Annotated in this window: 16 protein-coding genes and 5 pseudogenes; 10 read left to right on the top strand and 11 right to left on the bottom strand. The window is 68.9% G+C overall.

The genetic code is table 11. The features are described 5' to 3' along the window. Positions 1 to 760: 760 nt before the first annotated feature. Positions 761 to 921 (top strand): annotated as a pseudogene (locus tag AB0A97_RS40485) (SAM-dependent methyltransferase); the annotation flags it as partial. A gap of 95 nt (positions 922 to 1,016) precedes the next feature. On the opposite strand, the gene AB0A97_RS40480 reads toward AB0A97_RS40485, so the two are convergent. Further along, positions 1,017 to 3,533: an FtsX-like permease family protein gene (locus AB0A97_RS40480; protein WP_361160778.1), complete on the bottom strand. Its 2,517-nt coding sequence runs from the start codon at positions 3,531 to 3,533 to the stop codon at positions 1,017 to 1,019. A gap of 127 nt (positions 3,534 to 3,660) precedes the next feature. Continuing rightward, the gene (locus tag AB0A97_RS40475) at positions 3,661 to 4,431 is read right to left on the bottom strand and encodes an ABC transporter ATP-binding protein (RefSeq protein ID WP_361160775.1); all 771 of its coding nucleotides are present in this window, start codon (positions 4,429 to 4,431) and stop codon (positions 3,661 to 3,663) included. Between the two features lie 676 nt (positions 4,432 to 5,107). Between AB0A97_RS40475 and AB0A97_RS40470 the strand changes: the two are divergent. Then, positions 5,108 to 5,233, top strand: a pseudogene (locus tag AB0A97_RS40470) (transposase domain-containing protein); the annotation flags it as partial. An 88-nt stretch (positions 5,234 to 5,321) separates the two neighbouring features. Further along, positions 5,322 to 6,002, top strand: a complete 681-nt coding sequence (locus AB0A97_RS40465) for a transposase (RefSeq protein WP_361160772.1) — start codon at positions 5,322 to 5,324, stop codon at positions 6,000 to 6,002. Positions 6,003 to 6,548: 546 nt separating this feature from the next. Here the strand turns inward: AB0A97_RS40465 and AB0A97_RS40460 are convergent. From AB0A97_RS40460 to AB0A97_RS40430, 7 genes and pseudogenes are all read right to left on the bottom strand, one after another. Next, a pseudogene (locus tag AB0A97_RS40460) lies at positions 6,549 to 7,649 on the bottom strand (IS701 family transposase); the annotation flags it as partial. 150 nt (positions 7,650 to 7,799) lie between these two features. Next, positions 7,800 to 9,452 (bottom strand): ABC transporter ATP-binding protein, encoded by a 1,653-nt coding sequence (locus AB0A97_RS40455; RefSeq protein ID WP_361160769.1) that lies wholly within the window; start codon positions 9,450 to 9,452, stop codon positions 7,800 to 7,802. After that, positions 9,449 to 10,441, bottom strand: coding sequence for an ABC transporter permease (locus AB0A97_RS40450; RefSeq protein ID WP_361160766.1), 993 nt, complete (start codon positions 10,439 to 10,441; stop codon positions 9,449 to 9,451). Before AB0A97_RS40450 ends, AB0A97_RS40455 begins: the two co-directional genes overlap by 4 nt. A gap of 92 nt (positions 10,442 to 10,533) precedes the next feature. Beyond that, positions 10,534 to 12,204 carry an ABC transporter family substrate-binding protein gene (locus tag AB0A97_RS40445; protein WP_361160763.1) on the bottom strand — a complete coding sequence of 557 codons (1,671 nt, stop codon included), beginning with the start codon at positions 12,202 to 12,204 and terminating at the stop codon, positions 10,534 to 10,536. A gap of 57 nt (positions 12,205 to 12,261) precedes the next feature. Further along, entirely contained in the window at positions 12,262 to 14,460 is a 2,199-nt protein-coding gene (locus AB0A97_RS40440; protein ID WP_361160760.1) for an ABC transporter ATP-binding protein, read from the bottom strand. After that, a complete protein-coding gene (locus AB0A97_RS40435; protein WP_361160757.1) occupies positions 14,457 to 15,368 on the bottom strand; it encodes an ABC transporter permease in 912 nt (303 codons plus the stop codon). Before AB0A97_RS40435 ends, AB0A97_RS40440 begins: the two co-directional genes overlap by 4 nt. A 22-nt stretch (positions 15,369 to 15,390) precedes the next feature. After that, positions 15,391 to 16,371, bottom strand: coding sequence for an ABC transporter permease (locus tag AB0A97_RS40430; RefSeq protein ID WP_361160754.1), 981 nt, complete (start codon positions 16,369 to 16,371; stop codon positions 15,391 to 15,393). 617 nt (positions 16,372 to 16,988) lie between these two features. Between AB0A97_RS40430 and AB0A97_RS40425 the strand changes: the two are divergent. Then, a pseudogene (locus AB0A97_RS40425) lies at positions 16,989 to 17,561 on the top strand (ISKra4 family transposase); the annotation flags it as partial. A gap of 448 nt (positions 17,562 to 18,009) precedes the next feature. On the opposite strand, the gene AB0A97_RS40420 reads toward AB0A97_RS40425, so the two are convergent. Together AB0A97_RS40420 and AB0A97_RS40415 are read right to left on the bottom strand one after the other, a co-directional pair. Next, positions 18,010 to 19,062, bottom strand: a complete 1,053-nt coding sequence (locus tag AB0A97_RS40420; RefSeq protein WP_361160751.1) for a transposase — start codon at positions 19,060 to 19,062, stop codon at positions 18,010 to 18,012. Positions 19,063 to 19,354: 292 nt separating this feature from the next. After that, positions 19,355 to 19,462 (bottom strand): annotated as a pseudogene (locus AB0A97_RS40415) (hypothetical protein); the annotation flags it as partial. Positions 19,463 to 20,301: 839 nt separating this feature from the next. Here AB0A97_RS40415 and AB0A97_RS40410 point away from each other — a divergent pair. The 6 genes from AB0A97_RS40410 (at position 20,302) to AB0A97_RS40385 (ending at position 25,528) form a co-directional block, all read left to right on the top strand. Then, positions 20,302 to 20,412, top strand: a complete 111-nt coding sequence (locus tag AB0A97_RS40410) for a putative leader peptide (protein ID WP_361160748.1) — start codon at positions 20,302 to 20,304, stop codon at positions 20,410 to 20,412. A gap of 265 nt (positions 20,413 to 20,677) precedes the next feature. After that, positions 20,678 to 21,814, top strand: coding sequence for a dimethylsulfone monooxygenase SfnG (gene sfnG / locus AB0A97_RS40405; RefSeq protein ID WP_361160745.1), 1,137 nt, complete (start codon positions 20,678 to 20,680; stop codon positions 21,812 to 21,814). Between the two features lie 69 nt (positions 21,815 to 21,883). Beyond that, positions 21,884 to 22,438 carry an NADPH-dependent FMN reductase gene (gene ssuE / locus AB0A97_RS40400; RefSeq protein WP_361160742.1) on the top strand — a complete coding sequence of 185 codons (555 nt, stop codon included), beginning with the start codon at positions 21,884 to 21,886 and terminating at the stop codon, positions 22,436 to 22,438. A 112-nt stretch (positions 22,439 to 22,550) separates the two neighbouring features. Next, a complete protein-coding gene (locus AB0A97_RS40395; RefSeq protein ID WP_361160781.1) occupies positions 22,551 to 23,720 on the top strand; it encodes an SfnB family sulfur acquisition oxidoreductase in 1,170 nt (389 codons plus the stop codon). A gap of 40 nt (positions 23,721 to 23,760) precedes the next feature. Next, positions 23,761 to 24,909 (top strand): LLM class flavin-dependent oxidoreductase, encoded by a 1,149-nt coding sequence (locus AB0A97_RS40390; protein WP_361160739.1) that lies wholly within the window; start codon positions 23,761 to 23,763, stop codon positions 24,907 to 24,909. Positions 24,910 to 25,345: 436 nt separating this feature from the next. Continuing rightward, a complete protein-coding gene (locus AB0A97_RS40385) occupies positions 25,346 to 25,528 on the top strand; it encodes a winged helix-turn-helix domain-containing protein (RefSeq protein WP_361160736.1) in 183 nt (60 codons plus the stop codon). Positions 25,529 to 25,547 lie beyond the last annotated feature (19 nt).

The following is a 25,547-nucleotide window of genomic DNA, read 5'->3' as shown; positions in this document are numbered from 1 at the left end:
ACCAACTACTGGCAGCCCTCCGCCGCGGCCTCCGCCAACTCCAGTACCGAAGCAACCTCATCGACAGCTGCCTCGCCGCAACCAGACTCGCACTCACGACAACGCGCAGACAACCCCAGTAGTACGCCTGACAGGCCCGCAGCAGGAGGGCTGACACTGCGCACTGTGCGGTGCCCGGCTGTACGCCGACCGCTCCCTGGGCATCCACCGGATCCTCTCCTGCGGCCAGGAGATCGATGCCGAACTGTGGGCCTGCGCGCCGTCGTGTGAAGCGGCCGCATCGGCGCGACGTCCTCTTCACTGACCGCCGACGCGACGCGCACCGCGGATCGTACCGGCGCCGCCCGCTCTCTGCTCGCCGCCGAGCAGGCATAGCCGTACGTACGCGTTCAGTGAATGTGCGGTCTACCGTGTGTGGCATGACAGGTGGGGAGCAGGGCTGGGGGCCGGGTCGGGACCCGGAGCAGCCGGGGGAGCAGGGGCTCGGGGCGGGCGCCGGAGTGGACATGGGAGCACTGCGCGGGCTGGGGCGCACTGATGATTTCTTATCTGGAGGAGGCCGGCCGCCCGGCGCCCAGTGAGGAGTGGGCGCTGACCTTGGCCGATCTGGACCGGCGCCTGGTCAACGCTCTGGCCGCCATCTATGAGCAGGCGACGGTATCGGTGCTGGCGGGTGCGGAGACCGAGCGGGTGCTGCTGTGTGCGCCGGAGGGGCGCGGGGTGACGGGGCTGCTGGCGAGGCGGGCTCTGAAGTGTGTCCACCTCGCCCGGCCGGGCGCGCGTCTGGCGGCTCTACATGGCCGCCTCCGCACTCGCCTTCGAACGCAACGCAACCGCATCGGCGTCAACCAGGTCCTCGCGGTGAAAACGCCGGAGGGCAAGGCTTCAGGGATGCCGCTGAGGGCGAGGGACTGGCGGTGAGGGCCAAGCCGTCCGGCGTTTGAGGACGATACGAGTGGGGCCCCGGACACGTCGGCGTCCGGGGCCCCACCTACGTACCGCTCCAGCCTGCGCGGCTACTCGCTCTTAATGGCCTGCAGCGGGTTCAGGCGAGCTGCGCTCCGCGCCGGCCAGACCGCCGCCATGACGCCGACCACCGCGGCGGTCGCCAGGAAGATCACGATCCGGCCGACCGGGATCTCCATCGAGTACGTGGCGACCTTCCCGGCGATGCTGCCGCCCACGGCCCAGCCCATGAAGAGACCGAGACCGATGCCGAGCACCGCGCCGAACAGCGAGATCACGACCGACTCCAGGCGCACCATCTGCTTGACCTTCGCGCGGTCGAGGCCGATGGCCCGCAGCATGCCGATCTCGTGCTTGCGCTCGAAGACCGACATGGCCAGCGTGTTGATGACGCCGAGCACCGCGATCAGGATGGCCATCGCGAGGAGGCCGTAGAGCATGTCCAGCATCGTGTAGATGAAGCCGCCGTACTGCTTGCTGATCGCGTCCTTGTCCTGGACGGTGATGGCCGGGTTCTCGCCGAGGGCGTCGACGATGGCCTTCTCGGCGCGGTCCGACGTGCCGTCCTTCATCTTCACCAGGACCTGCGTGTCGACGAGCTTGGAGAGGTGCGGATCGACGACGGAGGTGGCGGCGAAGACGCCCTTGAACATCATGTTGGCCTCGTAGACGCCGCCGACCTTCAGCCGGACCGTCTTGTTGTCGTCCTTGAACTGCACCGGAACGGTGTCACCCGTCTTCAGGCCCTTGCCCTTGGCCATCTCACGGTCGATGAGCACCGAGTCACCGCCCAGGCCCTCGATCGAGCCGTTGTCGAAGTCGAGCCCGATCAGCTTGTCGATGGCCTTGGGGTCGACGCCAGAGATGGTGGTGAATGAACCGTCCGCCTCGCCGTGGACGCTGCGGATCGGGCTGCTCGCCTCGACGTCCGGCAGCTTGTCGATCTTCTCGCGGACCTCGGGGGCCAGCTCCTGGAAGTTCGCCATGGAGACGCTGTAGTCGGCCTTCATGGCGCCGGCGGCCATCTTGTCGATGGCACTGCTCATGGAGGTCGCGATGACCGTCATCGCGGTGATGAGGGTGAGGCCGATCATCAGGGCCGCGGCGGTCGCCGCCGTGCGGCGCGGGTTGCGCACCGAGTTGAGGCGGGACAGCTTGCCGGTGACGCCGAACGGCTTCAGGAGCGGCGCGGAGGCGGCGATGAACGGCCGGGACAGCAGCGGAGTGAGTACGATGACGCCGACGAGGATGATGCCCGCGCCGCCCGCCATCGCGTAGTTGTTGTCCGCGAACAGCAGGACCGTGCCGAGGGCGACGATCAGCGAGCCGATGGTGTTGCGGACGACCAGGCCGCGCGTGGTGGGCGTCGCGTGGACGCTGTTCATCGCGGCGACCGGCGGGATCTTCGCAGCCCGGCGGCCCGGCAGCCAGGCGGCCAGCATGGTCACGACCACGCCGATCAGTAGTGCCACCACGATCGTGATCGGGGCGATGACGAGGGGACCGTCGGGCAGGGAGGCGCCGCGGGAGTTCATCAGGGACTCCAGGCCGACGGAGATACCGAGGCCGAGCCCGAAGCCGGCCACGGCGGCGACCAGGCCGACGAGGAACGCCTCGATGAGCACGGACCGCGTCACTTGGCGGCGCGAGGCGCCGACCGCCCGCATCAGCGCGAGGTCCTTGGTGCGCTGGGCGACCAGCATGGTGAAGGTGTTGGCGATGATGAAGATGCCGACGAAGAGCGCGATGCCGGCGAAGATCAGCAGGAACCGGCTCATCAAGCTGTTATTCAGCTCGATCATCCGCTTCTGGTCGTCCGAGAGCTGACCGCCGGTGACGGCGTCCGTGCCCTTCGGCAGGATCTTGTCGACCGAGCTCTTGAGCGCCGACTCGGAGGTGCCCGCGGCGGCCTTGACGTCGATCTCGTCGTACTCGGTCTTGTTCAGCGCCTTCAGCGCGGTCTTGTTGTCTAGGACGACGAGGCTGCCGCCCGCGACGACGCTCCCGTTGTCGGTGTCGAAGACGCCGGAGACCTTGGCGGTGCGGACGGGGCCGTCGGTGGAGTAGCGGACGGTGTCGCCGACCTGGTAGCCGGTGCGCTCCGCCGTGCGGGAGTCCAGCGCGATGTCACCGGCGGACTTCGGGGCGCCGCCCTTGGTGAAGGCGTACCGGGGGTCCTTGCCGCCCTTGCCCTGATAGTAGTTGGCGCCGGTGGTGCCCAGATTGCTGCCGAACAGCTTGCCGTCCTTGTCGGCGAGCGCGGTGAAGCCTGAGACGGAGCCGATGGCGGAGTCGGCGCCGGGCAGGGACGCGGCCTTCTTCAGAAGGCCGTCGGTGAGGCGTGCGGGCCGCTTGGACTTGCCGTCCTCGGAGGAGGAACCGTCGGACTTGATGGCGACGGAGACGTGGTCGAAACTCTTCGCCGACTTGTTCTTGTAGGCGTTGCCGAAGGTGTCGGTGAAGACCAGCGTGCCGGAGACGAACGCGACGCCGAGCATGACGGCGAGCACGGTCATCAACAGCCTGGCCTTGTGCGCGAGCACGTTGCGCAGGGCGGTACGGAACATGGGTGTGGATCCAGGGTGAGGTGAAGGCGGGAGACGTGCCCCGAAGGGGCCTTCTCAGGGGTGCGGGGGACTGCGCGGAAGGCCACGGCGTACGCGCGGGGAAGAACAGCGGACGTCGCCCGGAGGGCTAGCTCGTCCGGCCCTTGGCGTCGAGGTGCTTCATCCGGTCGAGCACCTGGTCCGGCCTCGGCTGGTGCATCTCGTCGACGACCCGCCCGTCCGCGAGGAAGATCACACGGTCCGCGTACGACGCGGCCACGGGGTCGTGTGTGACCATCACGATGGTCTGCCCGAGTTCCCGCACGGAGTTGCGGAGGAAGCCGAGGACCTCCGCGCCTGAGCGCGAGTCGAGGTTTCCGGTCGGCTCGTCACCGAAGATGATCTCTGGCTGGGAGGCGAGCGCGCGGGCCACGGCCACACGCTGCTGCTGGCCGCCGGAGAGCTCGGTCGGCCGGTGGCTGAGCCGCCCGGAGAGCCCGACCATCTCGATGACCTGCTCCAGCCACCGCTTGTCCGGCTTGCGGCCCGCGATGTCCATCGGCAGCGTGATGTTCTCCAGCGCCGTCAGCGTCGGCAGCAGGTTGAACGCCTGGAAGATGAAGCCGATCTTGTCCCGGCGGAGCTTGGTGAGCTGCTTGTCCTTGAGCGAGGACAGTTCCATTTCGCCGATGCGCACGGAGCCAGAGCTGAAGCTGTCCAGGCCCGCGACGCAGTGCATCAGCGTCGATTTGCCGGAGCCCGAGGGGCCCATGATCGCGGTGAACTTTCCCCGCCCGAAGTCGACGGAGACGTGGTCCAGGGCGACCACCTGGGTCTCGCCCTGTCCGTACACCTTCGAGAGATCTGTGGCGCGCGCGGCCACGCTGGTGGCGCGGCCGGCGAAGTGGATGGTGGTCACGGGACGGTGCTCCTGTCGGACGACGAGTGGGGACGTGCTCCATCGTCCTGGCCGATCACCGCCCTGTAGTAAGCCGCTGTTCCGGTTCCCGGGGCCGTCTCCAGTCGGACTTGAGGTCGGCCTGTCATACTTGGGGATGACACGTATCCCTAAGTCCGGCAGGAGGACTCCTCCTCCCCGGAAGCGGCGTGCGAGGTATGTGGTCAGCCCGTTACGCGCGGACATCTTCGGCTGCGGGGCCGCCGTATGGCCGGGGCTGGCCTAAAGCCAGCCAGTCTCGGCGCAGGGCGATCAGCCCAAGGTGGGGGAAGCGCCATCACACAGCGACGCCCGTAGCGGTCGCAACACGATCAGGGTGAGGCGCGGTCACCCTTGTTGAGGTGTCGTCACGCGTTCTTACCACTTCTTCACGCTCGTCGGCGCCTGCCACCTCGTCTACGTGGCGTTCCCGGATGCGGGATCCCGGCCGTCCTGCTCCGCCTACACCGACGTCGAGTGGGACGGTGTACAGGTGTCGACCGACCGGCACGCGTGGGTGACGCGCGCACCATCCGTACGAACGCCAAATGCAATGCCGTTGCCTTTGCTGACGGGGTAGGCTGCTTGATGGCCGCCGTGAGTGGTTCGGGTGTCTGCGAGCGTGTCGGAGTTATCGGGTCTGGGGCTGGTGACCTGGATGTATCCGCCGGGGCTGGTGGACCGGGTGGTGGCCGCCTGCGGGCGGGTGGAACAGCGCAGACGTCTTCTGCCGGCCCGGCTGGTGATGTACTTCGTGTTGGGGCTGGCGCTGTTCTCGCCGGCTCCGTATCTGGAGGTGATGCGGCACTTGGTCGAGGGCCGGAGAAGCCAAGGCCTGCGGCACCGAGAAGAGCTCGTTTCCGCAGGTGCGGATGGCCTGCCTGGTGGAGACCGGCACGCATCTGGTGCTGGACGCGGAGCTGGCCGGCTGCCGAACCGGAGAAGTCACCTTGGTCGGGCGCCTGCCCCGTTCCTGCGGCCCGGGCCAGCTCGTCCTGGCCGACCGGGAGTTCCTCGGGGTGCCGTTGTGGCGGGCTTTCACCGCCACCGGCGCCGATCTGCTGTGGCGGGTGCCGGGCAACCGTGTCCTGCCCGTCGACAAGCGCCTTACGGACGGGTCCTGGCTGTCCCGTATCCATGCCTGCACCGATCCCGGCCACCAGGATCCGGTCACCGTCCGGGTGGTGGCCTACCAGCTCGCCGGCACCGGCCGGGCGGCCGTCGATTACCGGCCGGTGACCAGCCTGCTCGACGCCCGCCGTCATCCCGCCCGCCAGCTGGCCGTGCTCTACCGTGAGCGCTGGGAGGCCGAGGCGGTCTTCGCCGAACTCAAGACCTGCCAGCGCGGTGCCCGAGTCGTGCTCGCCAGCAAGTCCCCAGATGGTGTGTGCCAGCAGATCTTGGCACAACTGCTGGTCCACCGGGCCCTGCGCGAGCTGATGCTCGAAACGGCCGTTGCCCGCCGCCTTGATCCCGACCGGATCTCCTTCACCGAAACCCTGCGCTCCGCCCGGCGCAGCGTGACCGTCACACCGGGCGGCTTTTCCCCCTGACCTGCTGGTCAGAGCACTCCACCTGTTGCAGCACGATCTGCTGGAACGACTCTGCCCGCAAGACGCCCGCGCAGCCAGCCCCGCGTCGTCAAACGCAAGAAGACCAACTACCGGCTCAAACGGATCGGACACCATACCTGGCCCCAGCCCCCCCCGCACCGGTGTCAGAGCCGTACGCATCCACCGACCGCAACCAGCAGGCCCATAAAGCAACGGCATTGTCTCTAGTACTGCAGTCGTGTTTCTCCATTTGGCCTGGTCATAGGGCCTTTGAGGAGTCTATCGAGCTGACTTGCCGTCAGGGCGGCGGTGGTTCGTGACTCACCCGTTCGAGGTTGGTGCGTCGCTGGTAGTGGCAGTGGCGCGCGACGGCCTGGTGACGGCGGCGCCAGCATGACCAGCGGAGCCGACGGGCGGGCGGCTGGTGCCGGAATGCCGGCGGGTGGGCAAGGTCCAAGAGCCGTCGGATTTCTGCCACAGTGAGGGGAGCGAGGCTGCTCGAACCGTTTCCGCGTCCCCCCTTTCGAATGCGTGGGCGGCCATCGCCGCGAGGAAGGCGTGCGCGAGCATGGCCAGGGTGATGTGGCGGTACCAGCCGACGTAACGGCGGACTTCGTATTGGTCCAGGCCGCATTCGTTCTTCGCGGCCTGGAAGCACTCCTCGATGGCCCACCGGGTGCCGGCCACCCTCACCAGCTCGACGACGGTGGTCTGCGTCGGGGCGAAGGCGAGGTAGTAGGCGATCTCGTCGGGATGTGCCAGGCTGCGGCGGGCCAGCACCCACCGGTAGTGGGTGGGAGATGTACCGTCGATGGTGGGGAGTTTGGCGGCTGCCCAGTCGTAGACCCGTGGCCCCTTCGCGCCGTCCCCGCAAGAGATCCGCTCCCAGGCATCGGCCGGGGCGCCGGTCAGGACATGGTCGATGCGCCAGCTGCCCAAGGGGGATTTGACCTGCTGCGACTTGGGCACCGCCAGGACGTAACCGACACCAGCCTCCTCCAGCATCCGCCGGAAGTGCCACTCCTGCCCGTAGGCCGCATCGGCGGTCACCCAGGCGATCGGCAGCACGGAGTTCAGGGCCCGTCGGACCATGGCGCGTGCAAGCTCTGGCTTGGTCGCAAAGGAACTGTCCTACGGGATGCGTGCGGCACGACAGCGTTCCGGATCCTCGGTCCAGGACCTGGGCAGATACAGCTCGCGGTCCACCAGCGCCCGGCCCTTGGCGGAGGCGTAGGCGGCGAAGACCCCGATCTGGCAATTCTCCGTCCGTCCAGCGGTGCCCGAATATTGCCGTTCCACCCCGGCAGAGACCGTGCCCTTCTTCAGGAAACCTGTGTCGTCGACGATCAGCACACCGTCCGGTCGGCCGAGCCGCTCGGCCACGTATTCCTGCAGGTCCTCGCGGACCTCGTCCGGACCCCACTGGCACCACGACAGCAGCCGCTGCAGCCCGTACGGGGTGCAGCGGCCGGCGTGCTCGGCCAGCTGCCAGCTGTTCTTGCGCCCCACCGGACCCAATAGACCGCGCACGTAGTCCCGCATCCGTCGCCGTGGCTCCACCCGGCCGAACCGCTCTCCCACCCGTAGCAGCAACGCGTCCAACTCGGTGTCCCAAAGGCCAACTTCGACATCACTCTTCGTCTCCATACCGAGTTCAACGCACCTCGAACGGGTGAGTCACGAACCACCGTCACCCTGACGGCAAGTCAGCTCGATAGACTCCCCAAAGGCCCTATGATCAGGCCAAATGGAGAAACACGACTGCAGTACTAGGGGACGGCCAAGGGCGCCGCCCAGTTACAGGACGGCTGCCAAGAGTTCCTTCGTATAGGGCGCGCCCGGTGTGTCGAAGAGCGTGTCCCGAGGCCCCGCTTCCACCAGCCGGCCGGCTTTCAGCACTGCGACCCGGTCGCAGAAGTGCCTTACCACCGCGAGGTCGTGGGAGATGAAGAGCAGTGACAGGCCCAGTTGCTCGCGCAGGTCCATGAGGAGGTTGAGGACCTGCGCTTGCACGGAGACGTCCAGCGCGGAGACCGGTTCGTCGGCGATGAGCAGGCGCGGCCGGACGGCCAGCGCGCGGGCGATGCCGATGCGCTGGCGCTGGCCGCCGGAGAACTCGTGTGGGTGGCGGGAGAGGTGCGATGTGGTCAGGCCCACCAGCTCCAGGAGTTCCGCCGCCCTGACCCTGCGCCGTTCCGGGTCCAGGTCCGTGTGGATACGCAGTGGTGTCGTGACGAACTGCTCCACCGTCTGGCGCGGGTTCAGCGACGCGTACGGGTCCTGGAAGACCAGTTGGACGTCCCGGCTCAGCTCGCGGCGAAGCCGCGCGTTCGTCGACGCGCGCGAGATGTTCCGGCCGTCGAAGAGGACCTCCCCGGCCGTGGGGCTGCGCAGGCCGGCCAGGACCCTCGCGATCGTGGACTTGCCCGAGCCGGACTCGCCGACCAGGCCCAGGGTCTCGCCGCGGCTGACGTGGAGGCTCACGCCGTCGACCGCGGTGTGCGGGCGGGAGCGGCGACGGCCCGGGTAGTCCACGCACAGGTCGCGCAGCTCGGCCAGCACACCGGGGGCAGGGGCCGTGCCAGGCCGGGCCTTCGCGGCACGGGGCTTCGGCTCCGGATCGTCGACTGTGGGCAGTCGGCTGCCGGGCGGGGTGCGCAGGGTGGGGGCCGCCTGTACCAGGGCCCGGGTGTAGGGGTGCGCGGCGGAGGTCAGCAGGCGCGTCGTGGGGCCTTCCTCCAGGGCCTCGCCGGCGCGCAGCACCAGCATGCGGTGGCACGTCGCCGCCACCACGCCCACGTCATGTGTGATGAGAACCATGGCGGTACCGGTTTCCGCCTGGAGTTCGCGGATCAGGTCGAGGACCTGGCGCTGGACCCTGGCGTCGAGCGCCGTGGTCGGTTCGTCGGCGATCAGCACGTCCGGGTTGTTGATCAACGCCATGGCGATGACCACGCGTTGGCGCATGCCGCCCGAGAGGTGGTGGGGGTGGTCCGAGGCCCGGGCGGCCGGGATGCCCACCCGCTCCAGCATCGCCGTCGCCCGTCGCAGCGCCGCCTTGCGGCCCGCCTTCGGGTGGTGGACGCGGTAGGCCTCGGCGATCTGCGCACCGATGGTGTGGTATGGCGACAGGGCGTCCAGGGCGTCCTGGAAGACCATCGCGGCCTTGGCGCCCCGGATCCGCTTCAGGACCGATTCCGGCGCACCCACCAACTCCGTTCCGTCGTAGCCCAGCCGGATGCTCCCCTCGACACGGGTGCGCGCCGGATCGTGCAGGCCCAGTGCCGCCAGGCCGATCGTCGACTTGCCCGAGCCGGACTCCCCGACGAGTCCCAGCACCTCACCCGGTGCCACGTCGAAGGAGATGTTCCGGACCGCCGGCACCGGTGCGAGTTCCGTGCCGAAGGTGACCGTCAAGTTGGTGATACGCAGCGCGGGTTGTCTGCTCATGCGAGCCTCACTCGGGGATCAAGCCAGGCCACCACCACATCGGCGACGGCGACGAACACGACGACGAAGAACGCGGCCAGGAGCACGGTGCCGACGGCCGTGGGCAGGTCGTTGCCGTTCACCGCGTCGACGGCCAGCTTGCCGACGCCGCCCAGACCGAACACGGTCTCCGTGATGAACGCGCCACCGAGCAGCGCCCCGACCTCCAGGCCGAGCAGCTGCACCAGCGGGCCGGCCGCTCCGCGCGTGGTGTACTTCAGATGGGTGCGCCAGGTGCCCAGGCCCTTCGCGCGGGCCGTGCGCACATACCCGTGGTGCATGGTCTCCAGCAGCTGTGAGCGGGTGAGGCGGGCGAAGATGGCCGCGTTGACGAAACCGAGGACCAGCCACGGCAGGAGCAGGCCCAGGGCCCATTGGGCGGGGTGGGTGGCGAAGGGGACGTAGCGGGGCGGCGGGAACAGGCCCGTTGTGTAGACGAGCAGGAACTGGAGCACGTAGCCGAGGAAGTAGATCTGGACGCTCGCGCCCAGCAGGCTGAAGCCGGACAGCAGACGGTCCGTCGTCCGGCCCCGGCGCAGTGCCGCCGCCAGGCCCGAGCCGACGCCGAGGACGATGATCACCGCCAGGGCGCCGGCCGCGAGGGAGGCGGTCACCGGCAGACGGTCGGCGATGGCGGCGAGCACGGGCTGGTGGAGGGGGTAGGAGTAGCCGAGGCAGGGGGCCGGGCAGGGGATCGGGGTGCCGTCGACGTCCGCGATGGTGCGGCCGGTCACGATGCCGCCGACGTAGTCGAGGAACTGGGTAAGGAGCGGTCGGTCGAGCCCCATGCTCACGCGGACCGCCTCGATCTGCGCGGTGTCGCACTTGGGGCCGCAGGCGATCAGCGCCGGATCGGAGGGGGCGGCGTAGAAGAGCGCGAAGGCCAGGGCGGTGATGGCGATGAGCACTGCCACGGCCTGCGCGCCCCTCCTGAGGAGGTAACGGGTCATGGTTGCGGGGATCAGGCGTTCTTGAGGTACAGGTCGGCTGCGGCCGTGGCGCCGTAGACCGGGTGAATGGCGGCGCCGCCGACGTCCCTCGGTTACTTCTCCCAGCCCACCGTCTCCGGCAGCGGGTTGTGGAAGATGGTCGCGCCCACGTTCGCCAGGCCCTTCTTCACGCCGTACGTCGAGGGGCCGCTGAACATCGGGAGCCGGGCGTAGTCCTGCAGGGCCTTCTGCTCCACCTTGTTCGCCGCCGCTGCCTGCTTGTCCGGGTCGGCGATGTCCGCCGTGGCGCGCATCTCCTTGTCCAGCGCCGGGGACCCGGCCCCGGTGCGGTTGGAGTCACGGTCCGAGCAGTACGTCTCGCACAAGTAGCGGGCCCCGAAGGGGTCCATGGAGCGGTTGCCCGAGAGGATCAGGTCGAACTTCCGCTCGTTGAGGATGCCGCCGAAGTCCGCCTGGCCAACCTTCTTGACGGTGAGGCGTACGCCGACCGACTTCAGCATCGCGGTCAGGGCGCCGGCCGTGGCCTTGCCCAGCGGGTCGTCGCCCGGCAGCGTGTAGCCGACCTCCAGCTTCTTGCCGCCCTTCTCCCGGATCCCGTCGCTCCCGAGCTTCCAGCCCGCCGCGTCGAGGTCCTTCTTCGCCTGGTCGGGCCCGTACTTCAGGACGGCCGAGACATTGTCCTCGTACCCCTTCTGGAAGCTGTAGAGCAGCGCCGAGCCGGGCAGCGGCTCCTTGTAGTCGAGCCCCTGGAACTGGATCTTCGCGATCTGGCTGCGGTCGACGCTCTCCTGGATCGCCTTGCGCACCGCCTTGTCCCCGAGAACCGACGTCTTGGTGTTGAAGTAGAGCGAATACACGAACGGGCTGCCACCGCTTCGGATCTCGGTGCCCTTGATTCCCTTCACCTGCTTCAGACTCTCGGCGTCGGCCGCGGGGACGTCGTCGAGCTGACCGTTCTTGAAGGCGTTGACCGCCGCGGTCGACTCCAGGTTCACGTAGACACGTTTGTCGAGCTTGCCCTTCCTGCCCCACCACTTCGGGTTGCGGACGAAGGTGATGTCGCCCGAGTGGGTGTCCCACTTGCCGACCGTGTACGGGCCCGCACCCCACTCGGGATGCGCCTTCTTCACGTACGCCTTGTTGAAGTTGTCGACCTTCGCGGCCTGGGGATGCAGGAACGTGGAGAACAGGCTCGGCCAGGAGGCGTTGACGCCCTTGAAGGTGATGACGGCCTGCTTGTCGTCCTTGCCCCGCGCGACCTCGGTGATCTGGTCGTAGCCGTCCGTGTTCGAGGCCGCGTAGTCCTTGTCGGAACCGTTGTTGGCCTTCCACGTGGCCTTGATCGCGGTCCAGTCGATGGGTGTTCCGTCGTTGAAAGTGGCCTTCTTGTTGATCGTCAGGACGACCTTCTGCTTGCCGCCCTTGACGGACACCTTCACATCGCTGAAGTAGTCCGGGTTGTACTGGACTTCACCGGTCGGCGAGAAGGTGATCGCGTTCGCGTTGTACCAGGCCCACACCCGGGACGCCGTCAGACCGCCGTTGACGTTGAACGGGTTGCCCTGATCGTCGAACGTCCCCGCCGTCGTGTAGGTCCCGCCGTCCTTGAGCTTGTCGTACGCCGTCGGGTTGTAGTCGGCGGCTCCCGACGCGGCGGACGGGGTGCCCTTCCCGGCGGAGCCACCGGACGAGGACCGGCAGGCGGTGGCGGTGACTGAGATGGCTGCTATGAGGGCGACGGGCAGGGCCAGTCTTGCACGCATGGGAGAGCATCCTTGTGTTGAAGGTGGGGTGGAACATGGAGGGGGAGTGGGTGCCGCTCACGCGGCGTGGCAGGCGTACGTGTGGCCTGGCTGCCCCGGCACCGGCGTGGGCTCGGGGCGCTCCGTGCGGCAGCGCTCCCGGACGTCGTCGTCGGCGAGGCGGTACAGCGGGCAGCGGTCGATGAACACGCAGCCGCGTGGCAGGTCCGTGGCGCTGGGCTGCTCGCCCTTCAGGACGATCCGTTCGCGGGTGCGCTCGCGCTCAGGGTCGGGGATGGGGATCGCGGACAACAGCGCCCGTGTGTAGGGGTGCTTCGGGTAGGAGAAGAGTGTCTCCGTGTCGCCGGTCTCGACGATGTGTCCCAGGTACATCACCGCGATGCGGTCGCAGATGTAGCGGACCACGGCGAGGTCGTGCGCGACCATGAGGTAGGCGAGGCCCAGCTCACGCTTGAGCCTGCCGAGGAGGTTGATCACCCCGGCCTGGACCGACACGTCCAGTGCGGACAGCGGTTCGTCGAGGGCGAGCAGTCTTGGGCCCGTGGCCAAGGCGCGGGCGATGCCGACGCGTTGGCGCTGGCCCCCCGAGAGCGCGGCAGGGAAGCGGTCGCTCACCGCGGGGTCGAGCCCGACGAGCGTCAGCAGTTCGTTGACGCGGGAGCGGATCGCGTCGCGGTCGCGGCCGACGGCCCGCAGGGGTTCGGCGAGCAGTTCGTGGACGGGCAGGCGCGGGTCCAGCGCGCCCAGTGGGTCCTGCATGACGATCTGTACGTCGTGGCGCAGGTTGCGAGCGCGCCCAGCTGCGGGGCCGGTACGGGTTCCGGTACGGGTTCCGGTACGAGGGTCGGCGCCTGTACCGGTACGAGTGTTGGAACCGGTGCCGGCGTCCGTGGCCGTAGTCGCGCCGACCTCCCCTCCCGCGATCTCGATCCGGCCGCCCTCCGGCCGTCTGAGCCGCAGGACCTCCATCAACGTCGTCGTCTTGCCGCTGCCCGACTCGCCGACCAGGCCCAGCGTCTCCCCGGCACGCAGTTCGAAGCTGACGCCGTTGACCGCGTGCAGAGTGCCGACCCGGCGTTTTAGGAACGCGCCCTTGGTGACGGGGAAGGTCTTGACGAGGTCCTCGACGCGCAGCACCACATCGCCGTTGCCATCGCCATCGCCGAGCCCGGCACTCACCGTGCCCGGTTGCCGGTCGACGGGTGCGGCATCTCCGGCCGGGTCCAGGGTCCCATCGGCCACCTCGGCCGCGCGCAGGCACGCCACGTCCCCATGTCCCGTGACATGGCGCAGCTCCGGCTCCTCGGTGCGGCAAGCGTCGAGCGCGAGTGCGCAACGGCTCGCGAAGGGGCAGCCGTCGGACAGGTCCGCGAGGGCGGGTGGCTCGCCGCCGATGGAGACGAGGGGGCGGCGCACCCCGCCGTCCACGGTAGGCACCGCGGCGAGGAGCCGCACGGTGTACGGCATCGTCGGCCGGCGGAAGAGGGAGTGCACGTCCGTCTTCTCCACGAAGCGGCCCGCGTACATGACGGCGACGTCGTCCGCGTGGCCCGCTACGACGCCGAGGTCGTGGGTGATGAGGACGAGCCCGGCGCCGGTCTCCCGCTGTGCGAGGCGCAGGACGTCGAGGATCTGCGCCTGCACGGTGACGTCGAGCGCGGTGGTGGGCTCGTCGGCCACGAGGACGCTCGGCCGGTTGGCGATCGCCAGGGCGATGACCACGCGCTGGCGCATGCCGCCGGAGAACTCGTGGGGGAAGGCCGAGGACCGGTGGCGGGGGTCGGGGATGCCGACGAGGTCGAGCAGTTCGACGGCCTGCTCCCAGGCAGCCTTCTTGGACAGGCCCTGGTGGACCCGCAGTGCGTCGGAGAGCAGTCGGCCCACGGAGAAGATGGGGGTGAGCGCGGACAGGGGGTCCTGGAAGACCATGCCGATGGACCTGCCCCGTACCCGCGACAGCGCGCGGTCGTCGAGGCCGATCAGGTTCTGACCGCCGAGCAGCACCTGACCGTGCAGCTCGGCGGTGGGCGGCAGCAGGCCCATGACGCCCATCGCGGTGGCCGACTTGCCTGAGCCGGACTCGCCGACGATGCCGAGGGTGCGGCCCGGCAGCAGATCGAAGCTGACGCCGCGCACCGCCTCGACGGGCCCCGCCTCGGAGGGGAAGGAGACGCGCAGGTCGCGTACGGAGAGCACGGGGGTGGCGCCGGTGGGCGAGGCCTTGCCGTCGCGTACAGGGGTGGTGGTGAGTGTCATCGTCGGCCTCCCGCCGCGCCGGTCACAGAGGTGGGGTCGAGGGCGTCGCGCAGCCCGTCGCCGATGAAGGTCATCGACACGGTGAGCAGGACGACGAGGGCCGCGGGGAAGGCGAAGAGCCACGGGGCACTGGTCGCGGTGGTCGCCCCGTCGGCGAGCATCGTGCCGAGGGAGACGTCCGGGGTCTGGACGCCGAAGCCGAGGAACGACAGCGCGGTTTCGCTGAGTACGGTCGCGACGACACCCAGCGTCAGGTTGACGATGAGCAGGGAGCCGAGGTTGGGGATGATGTGGCGCAGGATGATGCGCAGCGGGCTGACGCCCATGAACTCCGCCGCTGTCACGTAGTCCCGTTCGCGCAGCGAGGTCGAGACGGACCAGATGACCCGGGCGGTGGACATCCAACCGAACACGGTGAGGACGACGATGAGGACGCGCCAGTCGCCGGCCAGCCGGCTGGAGACCAAGGCGAGGATGAGGAACGAGGGGACGATCAGCAGGAAGTGGATGACGGCGAGCGTCAGCCTTTCCACGCGGCCGCCGAAGTATGCGGCGCTGGAGCCGATGACCGCAGCGACGACGACCGTCAGGACAGACACGCTCACGGCGATCACCAGCGAGCGCCGCAGTCCGTGCACCGCGCTGGCGTAGATGTCGTTGCCGCCCTGGTTGGTGCCGAACCAGTGCACGTCGCTGGGTGGCTGGGTGAGGGCGGTGAAGTCGGCGTCGGTGTGGGTGTAGGACGTGAACAGGCCGCCGAAGGCGCTGAACAGCACGAGCAGCGCGAAGATCACGACGCCGGCGACGGCGAGGCGGTTGCGCAGGAAGCGCCTCAGATAGAGCCGGCCGCGCCCGAGCTCGGCGTGCGGCCGGGCCTGGTCGGTCCGCGGCTGGACGGCATCGGTCACTGTGTCAATCCCTGTCGCCATGTCAGTTCACCCGCACTCTCGGGTCGAGGAAGACGGTGGCGATGTCCGCGAGGATCGCGCCGATCGCGGTGAGCACCGCGGCGAAGGCGGCAGTCGCGACCGTGCCGTGCACGTCGTTCTTGCTGATGGTCTGGATGAAGTAGCGGCCCATGCCGTTCCAGCCGAAGATCGTCTCGGTGATGATGGCTCCGGTGAAGATGGCGGGCACGCTGAACGCCACGGAGGCCGCCGTCGGGATCAGCGCGGCGCGCAGCGCATGCCTGCGGACGGCCTGGCCGCGGGTCAGACCGGTGGCCTGGGCCGTGCGCACGAAGTCGGCGTTGATGGTGTCGAGCAGCAGCGAACGCTGCGTCAGGTGATAGCCCACGTAGCCCATCAGAGTCAGGGTGAGTGTCGGCAGGATCAGATGGAGGAGACGGTCACCGATCGTCGGGAGCAGCCCCTCGACGTTGAGGGAGCTCTCCCCGGCGACGTAGAGGAAGTCGAGGCCGGCGTGCTGGTTGAGCCAGATGGCGACGAACACGACGGCGAGTGCGGCGACGGACGTCGGGACGTTGAACACGGCGATGGAGATGGCCTGGGAGACGCGGTCGGCAAGACCGTACTGGCGCGCGGCGGTGTAGACGGCCAGCGCGACACCGATGACGACGGACAGGATGGTCGCCGTGACGACCAACTGGGCGCTGACCAGCGCGCGGTAACCCACCTCGCCGTTGACGGAGACACCGGTGGGCGACTTCCCCCAGTCGAAGTCGAGGGTCACGGAGGTGAGCCAGTGCCACCATCGTCGCACCAGTGGCACGCCGGGGTCGAGGTTGTACGGGGCGAGGGCCCGCGAGATCTGTGCCTCGCTGCGGGCGGGACGCAGCTCTTTGAAGTTCGACCGGGGGTCCAGAAACCAACTGGACAGGAAGTAGGTCGCGTTGGTCGCGACCACGATCATCAAGAGCCAGCCGCCCGCCTTGCGCACTACGTAGCGCATGGGGTGGTCCACCCCCTCACCACACGTGTGAGGGGCGCCGGTACGACGGCGTCGGAGAGACAGGTCGAGTGCATGGCTGGTGGAGCTTTCTGGGGTCGTACGAGTACGGAACGGTGCCGCGAAGGGGCGAATGTCAGTTTGGTCCGTACTAAGCGGTCACGCCAGGTTGTGACCGGTTCCGCCATGAGCTCGCAACGTTGTCGTTGAACCAGCAACATCGCTGTAGGACTCGCAATGCGGCCGCAACAAAATGACCTTCCTTGAGTGATCATCCGTCTGAGCACGGTGAACGAACAGCCAGTCGTCGGGATGACGGCTCGAAGGGGCAGGGGCGCCGTGGTGTGCGCCGTGGGCCTGCCGACAGCACTACTGGCCCTGCAACTCGGCCTCGGCACCGTGGCCCAGGCTTAGGGGCCCGTCGGCGCGGGGTCGCGGCGGTGAGCGGCGTGATGGCACCCGACCGCGCGACGGTCACGGAGGGTCAGGTCAGGGAGGTGGCACCGGCGGCGTGATCACGTATCCGAGTGTGACCAGCTGCTTTACGGTGACCGTGCGGCTGCGGGACGGCGGCCTCGTCGGTGCGCACGCCAGCCTGTTCCAAGTGTCGGGCGAACTGCGTGCTCGTCGACGGCGCCCGCAACCAGCTCGACCTGATCCAGAGCGAAGCCGCCCGTCGCGGCACCCACCTGCATATTCTGCTCGACTTCGTGCACGTCGCCGAGTACATTTGGTCGGCCGCGCACGCCTTCCACCCGGTCCGCAGCCGCGAGGCCGAGACCTGGGCCGCGGACAAACTCACCGCGATCCTCGCCGGACACGCCGGACGCGCAGCCCAGGAGATGACCGCCCAGGCCGAGGCCGAACAGCTGTCCGCCACCCGGCGGGACGCCGTCGCCACCTGCGCCCGCTACCTCACCGGCCATCTCGATCAGCTCCACTACGACACCGCCCTGAACAACGGCTGGCCGATCGCCACCGGCGCCGTCGAAGGCGCCTGCAGGCGCCTGATCGCCGACCGCCTCGACATCACCGGCGCCCGCTGGGGCCTGACCGGCGCCGAAGCCGTCCTCCAACTCCGCGCACTGATCACGAACGGCGGCTTCGACGACTACTGGATCTTCCACGCAGCCCGCGAACAGCAACGTTTCTACCCCAACCCTGACCAGCAGAAGTACAGCCTCACCGCTTGATCCCGACCATCACTTCAAAGGATCCGCACCCATCTACGACTGGACCTGTCCACCGTCACCTGGTGCGATAACGCCAGCCTCCACACCCTGCTGGGACTGCGGCACGCCCTGCACATCGCCCACGGGAGCCTGGAGAACACCGCGACCAACTGGCCCGTTGTCCAGGCCCTGGCCCGCAACCGCCTGCGGCGCCAGTTCACTGGCCCGGCCCAGCGGTAACCAGTGAGCGCACAGGGCCGCCCGCCGTCCCGCGGCCCGGACCTGGGAAAGTTGCGGGGACGGAAGGAGCGAGTTGTCCGCGTACTCGTCTGAGTGGCTCCGGCAAGAATTGCGTAGACGGAGATCAGGGCGAGGTAGGTGGGTTGGAGCGTGGGCAGCGGCGGCGGAGGTGGGCGATCAGAACGACTCGTTGCCGGAGCAGGGGGATACCGGCTCGCCCTCCCATGATTCACTTCTGGAGCTTCACGTCGGTGATGCGCCCTTCGTTGACTCCCGAGCTGAAGCATGTGGTGATCCCCTGCACGACTGCTGCCTCGTCTTCGCGGATGGACTTGGCCAGGCTGGCCAGGGCCGGGAGGCCGGAGGCGGTGAGCCGGTCGAGCCAGGCGGGCAGCAGGGCGGCATCCTGGGCGTCGAGCATGGTGTCGAACTCGCGGACCAGCTCGTGAGTGTGCTGTAGTTCCGGGCAGTGTTCCAGGAGGCGGCAGAGCCGCTCACGGACGTGAAGGCCACGCTGGTCAGGGGCGGTGGCGATCCAGCGGGCGACTTCTCGCGGTGTGGCTGCCCGATCGTGCACTTCTTCCAAGGGGAGCCCACGACGCAGGGGCTGAACAGCGAGCTTCACCTGCTGGTAGTGGCCCCGGTAGCCCTTGGCGGCGATCTCCTGGTGGAGGACGAAGGCATTGTGCTCGCCCTCCTCCCAGCGTTGGCGCAGATAGCCGAGATACGGGTCGAGCGGTGTGGGCCTGTGCGGGTAGTGACACCGGACGCACTCCTGCCAGGTGGTGGCCCGCGCGTACTTGCGGACGGTGCGCCGGTTAAATCCGAGTTCGCGGGCGATGGAGTGGTAGCTGCGGCCGCGGGCGGTGTCGGTCACCGCGTGCACCGCTTCGAACAGTCGCTTCGCGTGTCGTCTGGCGGGCGTATCGGCCGCCTCTGGATTCCTGGCCTCCGCAGGCTCAGAGCTGACAGGTTCGGGATCGGGCGTCGCGGCGGGCAAGCAGCTCCGGTGTGCGGTGGCTATCTCCCGTACCCGCCTGGACAGTCCCTGCCACAAATGAAAGCGGTCGCTGACCTGCAGCGCGTCCGGTGCGCCGGCGGTGATGCCCTGCCGGTAGGAGGGCGAGCCGTCCCGGCACACGATCTCCACGCCGGGGTTCTCGCTGAGCCAGGTGCTGAGGGTCTGGGCGTCGCGGCCCTTCCACAGGGTGACCGGGAGCCGGGTGCCGACGTTGACCAGCAGGGTCCCGTAGGTGCCCGCGTATAGGGCGAAGTCGTCCACGCCAAGCGCCCGCGGTGTGATCGCGGTCGGGAGTGGCACTCTCATCAGATGGAACAGCACACTCGTGCGCGACAGCGTCGTGTTCAGGATGCACAGCAACCTCGTACCGCCGCGGCCGGCCAGGACAATGCCGAGAATCTCCACCAGGTGCTGAAGTAACCGGCGTGCGGCGCTGGTAGCGCACGGTCAGTCCGTCGATCTGCTCGGCGAAGGTGACCTTCACGCAGGTCGGGTTCTCGCAGTACAAGCGCCGTACGCTCAAGTCGATGCGGACAGGCCGGCCGCCAAGAGCGGTATCGGCGAGGTGGCGCACATAGCGGCTGTGGACCCAGTCGCTCACGACACCACAACCCGTACAGCACGCGGACACATCGCCGTGAGTGCGGGCCTGGATGACCATGGTGGGGCCCGTGGCATCCACCGAGTCGACGACCACCGACGCCAAGTGCGGTAACAGCTCGGGCAGTTCGTTGTCACGCAAGGGGAGGGTGCCCGCTGACTTGCATCCCGATAGCCAGAGTCTCACCCTGATCTCCGTCTGCGAAATGCTTGCCGGAGCCACTCAGACGAGTACGCGGACAACACTCCTGGACTCCATGGTGAGCCTCGGTGAATGGGCCACTACACACCGACAGGAGATCAACCACAGCCACCGCCATTACGACGCCACACACTCACCGCGAACCCAACCCTGTCCGCCTACCCAAGCCGTCCGCAGAATGCGACAATTACTCCGGCTACGGAGACTGAGATGGGAGAGCCGTTGCGCCAGCGCGGCTGGCGGACGGCATTCACGGTCGTTGAAAGAGTGCTTGCGTGGGCCGCTCTGGTGAGTGTCATCGAGCGTGGTTACGGCAACGACATCTACGAGTACACCAACGACCTCTACTGCCGAAACGGGTTGCATGATGCGTGGCTTTTGCTGGACGAGCACATCGCGTCCAGCTCTGGGCCCCGCGGGTCAAAACTCTGGACGACCACTACGGAGCCACCACCGTCGACGATGACGGCCAGACACTCGAGCAGCTCCAAAGGCTGTCCGGGCCCGACCTGTGGTGGTGGCGGGGACACCCTCGCATCCTCGTGGGGACGGGACCCGGTGCATTCCTGGCTCCCACGCGGTGAAAGGTGAACCCTATCGCTGTCTCGCGGATAAGTTGCCGACCTGGGGGGCAACCTCGGTAAGCTCGTCCTAGACGTAGCGGGCAACAGCCGACCAGAGGCGCCCGCGCTGTCCAAATGTTGCGAGGAGGTGACGTGTTGATGAAGAAGCCCGAACGGCTCACTCAAAGGCGTCATGTGGACCTCGTACGCGTCTCCAGCGCTCTGTGTCGGCGCGTCGGCCGGTAGCGAAGTCTCTGGCCCTGCTTCTCCCGAGCCACCTGGCTTATTTTTTCCTGGCTCGCCCATTGCCTGCCGCAATCCCTCTGCCTCACCTTCGGAAGGGTTGCCTCAAGGCTTGGCCCGTCCACTGCTTTCGTGCGCCGATTCTCCGATCCCGGAGGCATGCGGGACTTATGTGGACAGGTGCCGTATTCGCTTGATCTTTCCGTGGAGCGGCCGTGTGCCCATAGGGGCGCTGGCTCCGCCCTCACAGACCCACTGGGAGTACCTCATGCCCGACTCTTCCCTCTCCGATCCGCTGCGTTTCGCCTACTGGGTGCCCAACGTCAGTGGTGGCCTGGTCACCAGCACCGTCGAGCAGCGCACCGACTGGGGCTACGACTACAACCGTGAACTCGCTGTCCTGGCCGAGAACAACGGTTTTGACTACGCGCTCACCCAGGTCCGGTACATGGCCAGTTACGGAGCCGAGTACCAGCACGAATCCACCTCCTTCAGCCTCGCGCTGCTGCTCGCCACCGAGCGGCTGAAGGTCATCGCCGCCGTCCTCCCCGGCCTCTGGAACCCCGGCGTGCTGGCCAAGCTCGGAGCCACCGCGGACCAGCTGTCCGGCGGCCGGTTCGCGGTCAACGTGGTCAGCGGCTGGTTCAAGGGCGAATTCACGGCACTCGGTGAGCCCTGGCTGGAGCACGATGAACGCTACCGGCGGGCCGAGGAGTTCATCACCGCGCTGCGTAGCATCTGGACCGAGGACCATGCGCGGTTGGCCGGCGACTTCTATCGAATCCGCGACTTCTCGCTAAAGCCCAAGCCGGTCGCCTCACCGTCACGCCCGCACCCGGAGATCTTCCAGGGCGGCAACTCCACCGCAGCGCGCGCCATGGCGGGACGGGCCTCCGACTGGTACTTCAGCAACGGCATTGACTTCGCCGGCGTCACCGAACAGCTCACCGACGTGCGGGCCTCGGCCGCGGCGGCCGGGCGACCCGCGCCCCGCTTCGGGCTGAACGGCTTTCTGATCGCGCGGGACACCGAGGCGGAGGCCCGCGAGGTGCTGCGGGAGATCGTCGCCAAGGCGGACACCGAGGCCGTACACGGCTTCGGGAAGGCCGTGAAGCAGGCGGGCCGTTCCACCGCCGACGGCAAGGGCATGTGGCAGGACTCGTCGTTCGAGGACCTCGTCCAGTACAACGACGGATTCCGTACGGGGCTGATCGGCACCCCGGAACAGATCGCCGAACGCATTGTCGCCTACAAGCGGCTCGGAGTGGACCTCTTCCTGCTCGGCTTCCTGCACTACCTGGAGGAGGTCGAGTACTTCGGCAAGCGCGTCCTGCCGCTCGTACGCGAGCTGGAGGCCCAAGCGTCCGACGAGCAGGCGCGGCCCCCGGCCCCGGCCGTGCCCTGACCGGCCCGCCCGCCGCGTCGGCCGACCCGCCTGGTACCGCTGCCCCCCCCTCGACCCGAGGTGACCGTCATGTCCACCGTTCTGTCCGTCTCCGGAAGCCCCTCCGCCACCTCCCGTACGGCCCACCTGCTGCGTCACCTGGACAGCAGGCTCACCGCCGAAGGCCACCGCGTCATCGAGCTCGACGTCCGCACCCTGTCCGCCGAAGCGCTGCTCGGCGCCGACTTCCAGCACCCCGACATCGTCCGTGCCGTCCGGCTGTTCGCGCAGGCCGACGGGGTGGTCATCGGTACGCCCGTCTACAAGGCCGCCTACTCCGGGCTCCTGAAGTCGCTGCTCGACCTGCTGCCCCAGTACGCGCTGGCGGGCAAGACCGTGTTGCCGCTGGCCACCGGCGGCAGCACCGCCCACGTCCTGGCCATCGACTACGCGCTGCGTCCGGTGCTCTCTTCCATGGGCGCTGCGCACATCGTCCAGGGCTGGTTCGTCCTGGACCGCCACCTCGACGTACAGGAGGACGGCACGCTCGGTATCGAGACCGGCACCGCCGAAGCCCTCCACCAGGTACTCGACCAGTTCTCCGGCGCCCTCGGCCGCACCCCGCTGCTCGCCGCCGCGAGCTGAGCCACCACCGTAAGGAACCTCCGTGACCAGCTCCGCCCCCACCCCACCGGCGCATCCGGACCACCCCGCACCCGGCACCGCCCCCGACCTCTCACCCGACTCCGCCCACGTCATCGCCGACGACGCCGAAGCGCTCGCCGTCGCGGCCGGACTGGCGGATGCCTTCCGCCCCGGCGCGGCGGAACGGGACGCCCGGCGACGGCTGCCGCGCGAGGAACTCGGCCGGCTCTCAGCGAGCGGCCTTCTCGGCATCACCGTGCCACGCGCGCACGGCGGCGCCGACGTCACCGCCGGAACACTGGCCGAGGTCTTCCGGCTGCTGGCCACCGCCGACCCCAGCATCGCCCAGATCCCGCAGAGCCACTTCGTGTACGTGAACGTCCTGCGCGCCCGAGGGAGCGCCGGCCAGCAGGAGTTCTTCTTCCGCGAGGTGCTGGCCGGGCGCCGCTTCGGCAACGCGCAGGCGGAGGCGGGCACCCAGCACGCCCAGGACATCCGCACCCGCCTGGAGCCGGACGGCATCGGCGGACATGTACTGACCGGGACCAAGCACTACTCCACGGGCGCCCTGTTCGCCCACTGGATTCCGGTGCTGGCCCGTGGCGCCGAGGACAAGCTGTACGTCGCGTACGTACCGCGTGGCGCGCCCGGCATGATGGTCGTGGACGACTGGGACGGCATGGGGCAGCGCACCACCGCCAGCGGCACGGTGCGCCTGGAGGGCGTCGTCGTACCGGCCGATCACGTCCTGCCGCATCACCTGACCTTCGAGGGGCCGCAACTGCACGGTGCCTTCGCCCAGTTGCTGCACGCGGCCATCGACAGCGGCATCGCCCGGGCAGCACTGGCCGAAGCGGCGAGGTTCGTCCGGACCAAGAGCCGCCCCTGGTTCGAAAGCGGCTCCGAGACGGCCGCCGAGGACCCGTTGCTCGTCCAGCGCTTCGGCGGGCTCGAACTGCGGGTCCGGGCGGCACGGGCTCTCCTGGAGGCCGCAGCACGGGCCGTGGACACCGCCACCGCCCGCCTGACCGACGACACGGCCGCCGAAGCGTCGATCGCGGTCGCCGCGGCGAAGGCGTATGCGGCGGAGACGGCCGTGGACACGGGGAGCGCGCTCTTCGAGGTGGCCGGCGCCCGGGCCGCCTTGGACGAGCTCAACTTGCACCGGTACTGGCGTGATGCGCGGACCCACACGCTGCACGACCCGGTGCGCTGGAAGGTGCAGCACCTCGGCCGGTACGTCCTCGACGGCACCAGGCCGCCCCGGCACGGCCTCGTCTGACCCCATTTCCACCGTTCTTCCCCCTGCTTCCGGAGACCTCGTGAGCCTCACGTTCCACTGGTTCCTGCCGACCTACGGCGACAGCCGGCACATCGTCGGCGGCGGCCACGGCCTGCCCGCCGGAGCCGCGGGCGGGCAGCGCCCCGCCACCCTCGGCTACCTCACCCAGATCGCCCGCGCCGCCGAGCAGCTCGGCTTCGAAGGCGCGCTGACCCCCACCGGAGCCTGGTGCGAGGACGCCTGGCTGACCACGGCGATGCTCGCCCGGGAGACCGAGCGCCTGAAATTCCTGATCGCCCTGCGGCCCGGCGTCATCGCGCCCACACTCGCCGCCCAGATGGCGGCCACCTTCCAGCGGCACGCACCCGGCCGGCTGCTCCTCAACATCGTCACCGGCGGCGAGAGCCACGAGCAGCGCGCGTACGGCGACTTCCTCGACAAGGAAGCCCGCTACGCCCGCACCGGCGAGTTCCTCGGCATCGTGCGGGACCTGTGGCAGGGGCGGACCGTCGACTTCGCCGGGGAGCACCTGCGGGTTGAGCAGGCGCGGCTGGCCCGCGTCCCCGACCCCGTACCACCCGTCTACTTCGGCGGGTCCTCGGCAGCGGCGGGGGAAGTCGCCGCCCGCTTCAGCGACGTGTACCTGACCTGGGGCGAGCCGCCCGCGCAGGTGGCCGAGAAGATCACCTGGATACGGAAGCTGGCCGCCGACGCCGGGCGCACGGTGCGCTTCGGGATACGGCTGCACGTGATCACACGGGACACCGCCGACCAGGCATGGGCGGAGGCGCGCCGCCTGCTGGACGGCTTCGCGCCGGAGGCGATCCGCGCCGTGCAGGAAGGGCTGGCCCGCAGCGAGTCCGAGGGCCAGCGGCGGATGCTGGCGCTGCACGGCGGCAGCACGGACGGGCTGGAGGTCGCGCCCAACCTCTGGGCGGGCATCGGGCTGGTCCGCGGCGGCGCGGGCACCGCCCTGGTGGGCAGCCACGCTGAGGTGGCAGAGCGGATCGTCGAGTACCGGCAGCTCGGCATCGAAGAGTTCGTCCTGTCCGGCCACCCGCACGTCGAGGAGGCGTACTGGTTCGGGGAGGGTGTGCTGCCTCGCTTGGCGAAGGAGAAGTTGTGGCGGCGGCCGGGGGAAACGGAGACGGAGACTGACGTGCAGATCCCGTTCGCGGGACGGGGATGAGCGGCTCCGGGCCGACCGGCCCCCAGGTCGTCGGGGTACCGCTCCTCGCTGAGTCTCCGGCACGGGCCGTCGCGTCGCGGGAGAGGGCCAGTTACTGACGTTGTCCGGGTGGTGTCGTGAGGGCTGACGTCTGGTGATCGTCGCAGTACGCCGGAGTCATGAGATATCCGCGAGGCGGTGGCCTGACCGCTGAGCGGCGGGCGTTCTCGCGAGCGCATTCGGGTGGAAGCGGCAGGGTGTTCGCCGCCGGGCAGGGCAATGACGTGATCTCGAAGCGGCTGCGGGTCAGCGTCTGCTCGGTGCAGCGGTGGCACCAGGCCTGGGAAGCCACGGGGCGACGGGGTCTGTGCTCGCAGGGGCCAGCCAGCCCGGCCGGGGCTGAACGGGGTCCTCTTCGCGGTGCTGGAGCAGGAACTGGTCTGGGGGCCGGTGGCACATGGCTGGCCGGTCCAGACCTGGACCCTGGCACGCACGGATGCGCACGCTCATCGGACGCCGGTTCCACAAGAGCTTCGCCCTCTCGGGCATCACGAAGATGCTCAGGCGGCCCGGCTGGTCCCACCAGGTGCCGGCCCGCCGGCCGCCGGACGCGATTCGGATGCGCTGGCTGGCTGGGTGAAGGGCACGTGGCCCGCAGC

The sequence above is a fragment of the Streptomyces sp. NPDC045470 genome (assembly GCF_040646595.1).
Classification (GTDB): domain Bacteria; phylum Actinomycetota; class Actinomycetes; order Streptomycetales; family Streptomycetaceae; genus Streptomyces.
This window is presented reverse-complemented; position numbering and strand designations above follow the sequence as displayed.

Excerpts from the sequence above, each read along its gene's own strand:
- AB0A97_RS40410 (WP_361160748.1), top strand. The coding sequence starts at position 20,302 with ATGTTGCGAGGAGGTGACGTGTTGATGAAGAAGCCCGAACGGCTCACT.
- AB0A97_RS40465 (WP_361160772.1), top strand. The coding sequence starts at position 5,322 with ATGGCCTGCCTGGTGGAGACCGGCACGCATCTGGTGCTGGACGCGGAG.
- AB0A97_RS40455 (WP_361160769.1), bottom strand. The coding sequence starts at position 9,452 with ATGAGCAGACAACCCGCGCTGCGTATCACCAACTTGACGGTCACCTTC.
- AB0A97_RS40385 (WP_361160736.1), top strand. The coding sequence starts at position 25,346 with ATGGCTGGCCGGTCCAGACCTGGACCCTGGCACGCACGGATGCGCACG.
- ssuE (WP_361160742.1), top strand. The coding sequence starts at position 21,884 with ATGTCCACCGTTCTGTCCGTCTCCGGAAGCCCCTCCGCCACCTCCCGT.
- AB0A97_RS40430 (WP_361160754.1), bottom strand. The coding sequence starts at position 16,371 with ATGCGCTACGTAGTGCGCAAGGCGGGCGGCTGGCTCTTGATGATCGTG.
- sfnG (WP_361160745.1), top strand. The coding sequence starts at position 20,678 with ATGCCCGACTCTTCCCTCTCCGATCCGCTGCGTTTCGCCTACTGGGTG.
- AB0A97_RS40440 (WP_361160760.1), bottom strand. The coding sequence starts at position 14,460 with ATGACACTCACCACCACCCCTGTACGCGACGGCAAGGCCTCGCCCACC.
- AB0A97_RS40445 (WP_361160763.1), bottom strand. The coding sequence starts at position 12,204 with ATGCGTGCAAGACTGGCCCTGCCCGTCGCCCTCATAGCAGCCATCTCA.
- AB0A97_RS40450 (WP_361160766.1), bottom strand. The coding sequence starts at position 10,441 with ATGACCCGTTACCTCCTCAGGAGGGGCGCGCAGGCCGTGGCAGTGCTC.
- AB0A97_RS40480 (WP_361160778.1), bottom strand. The coding sequence starts at position 3,533 with ATGTTCCGTACCGCCCTGCGCAACGTGCTCGCGCACAAGGCCAGGCTG.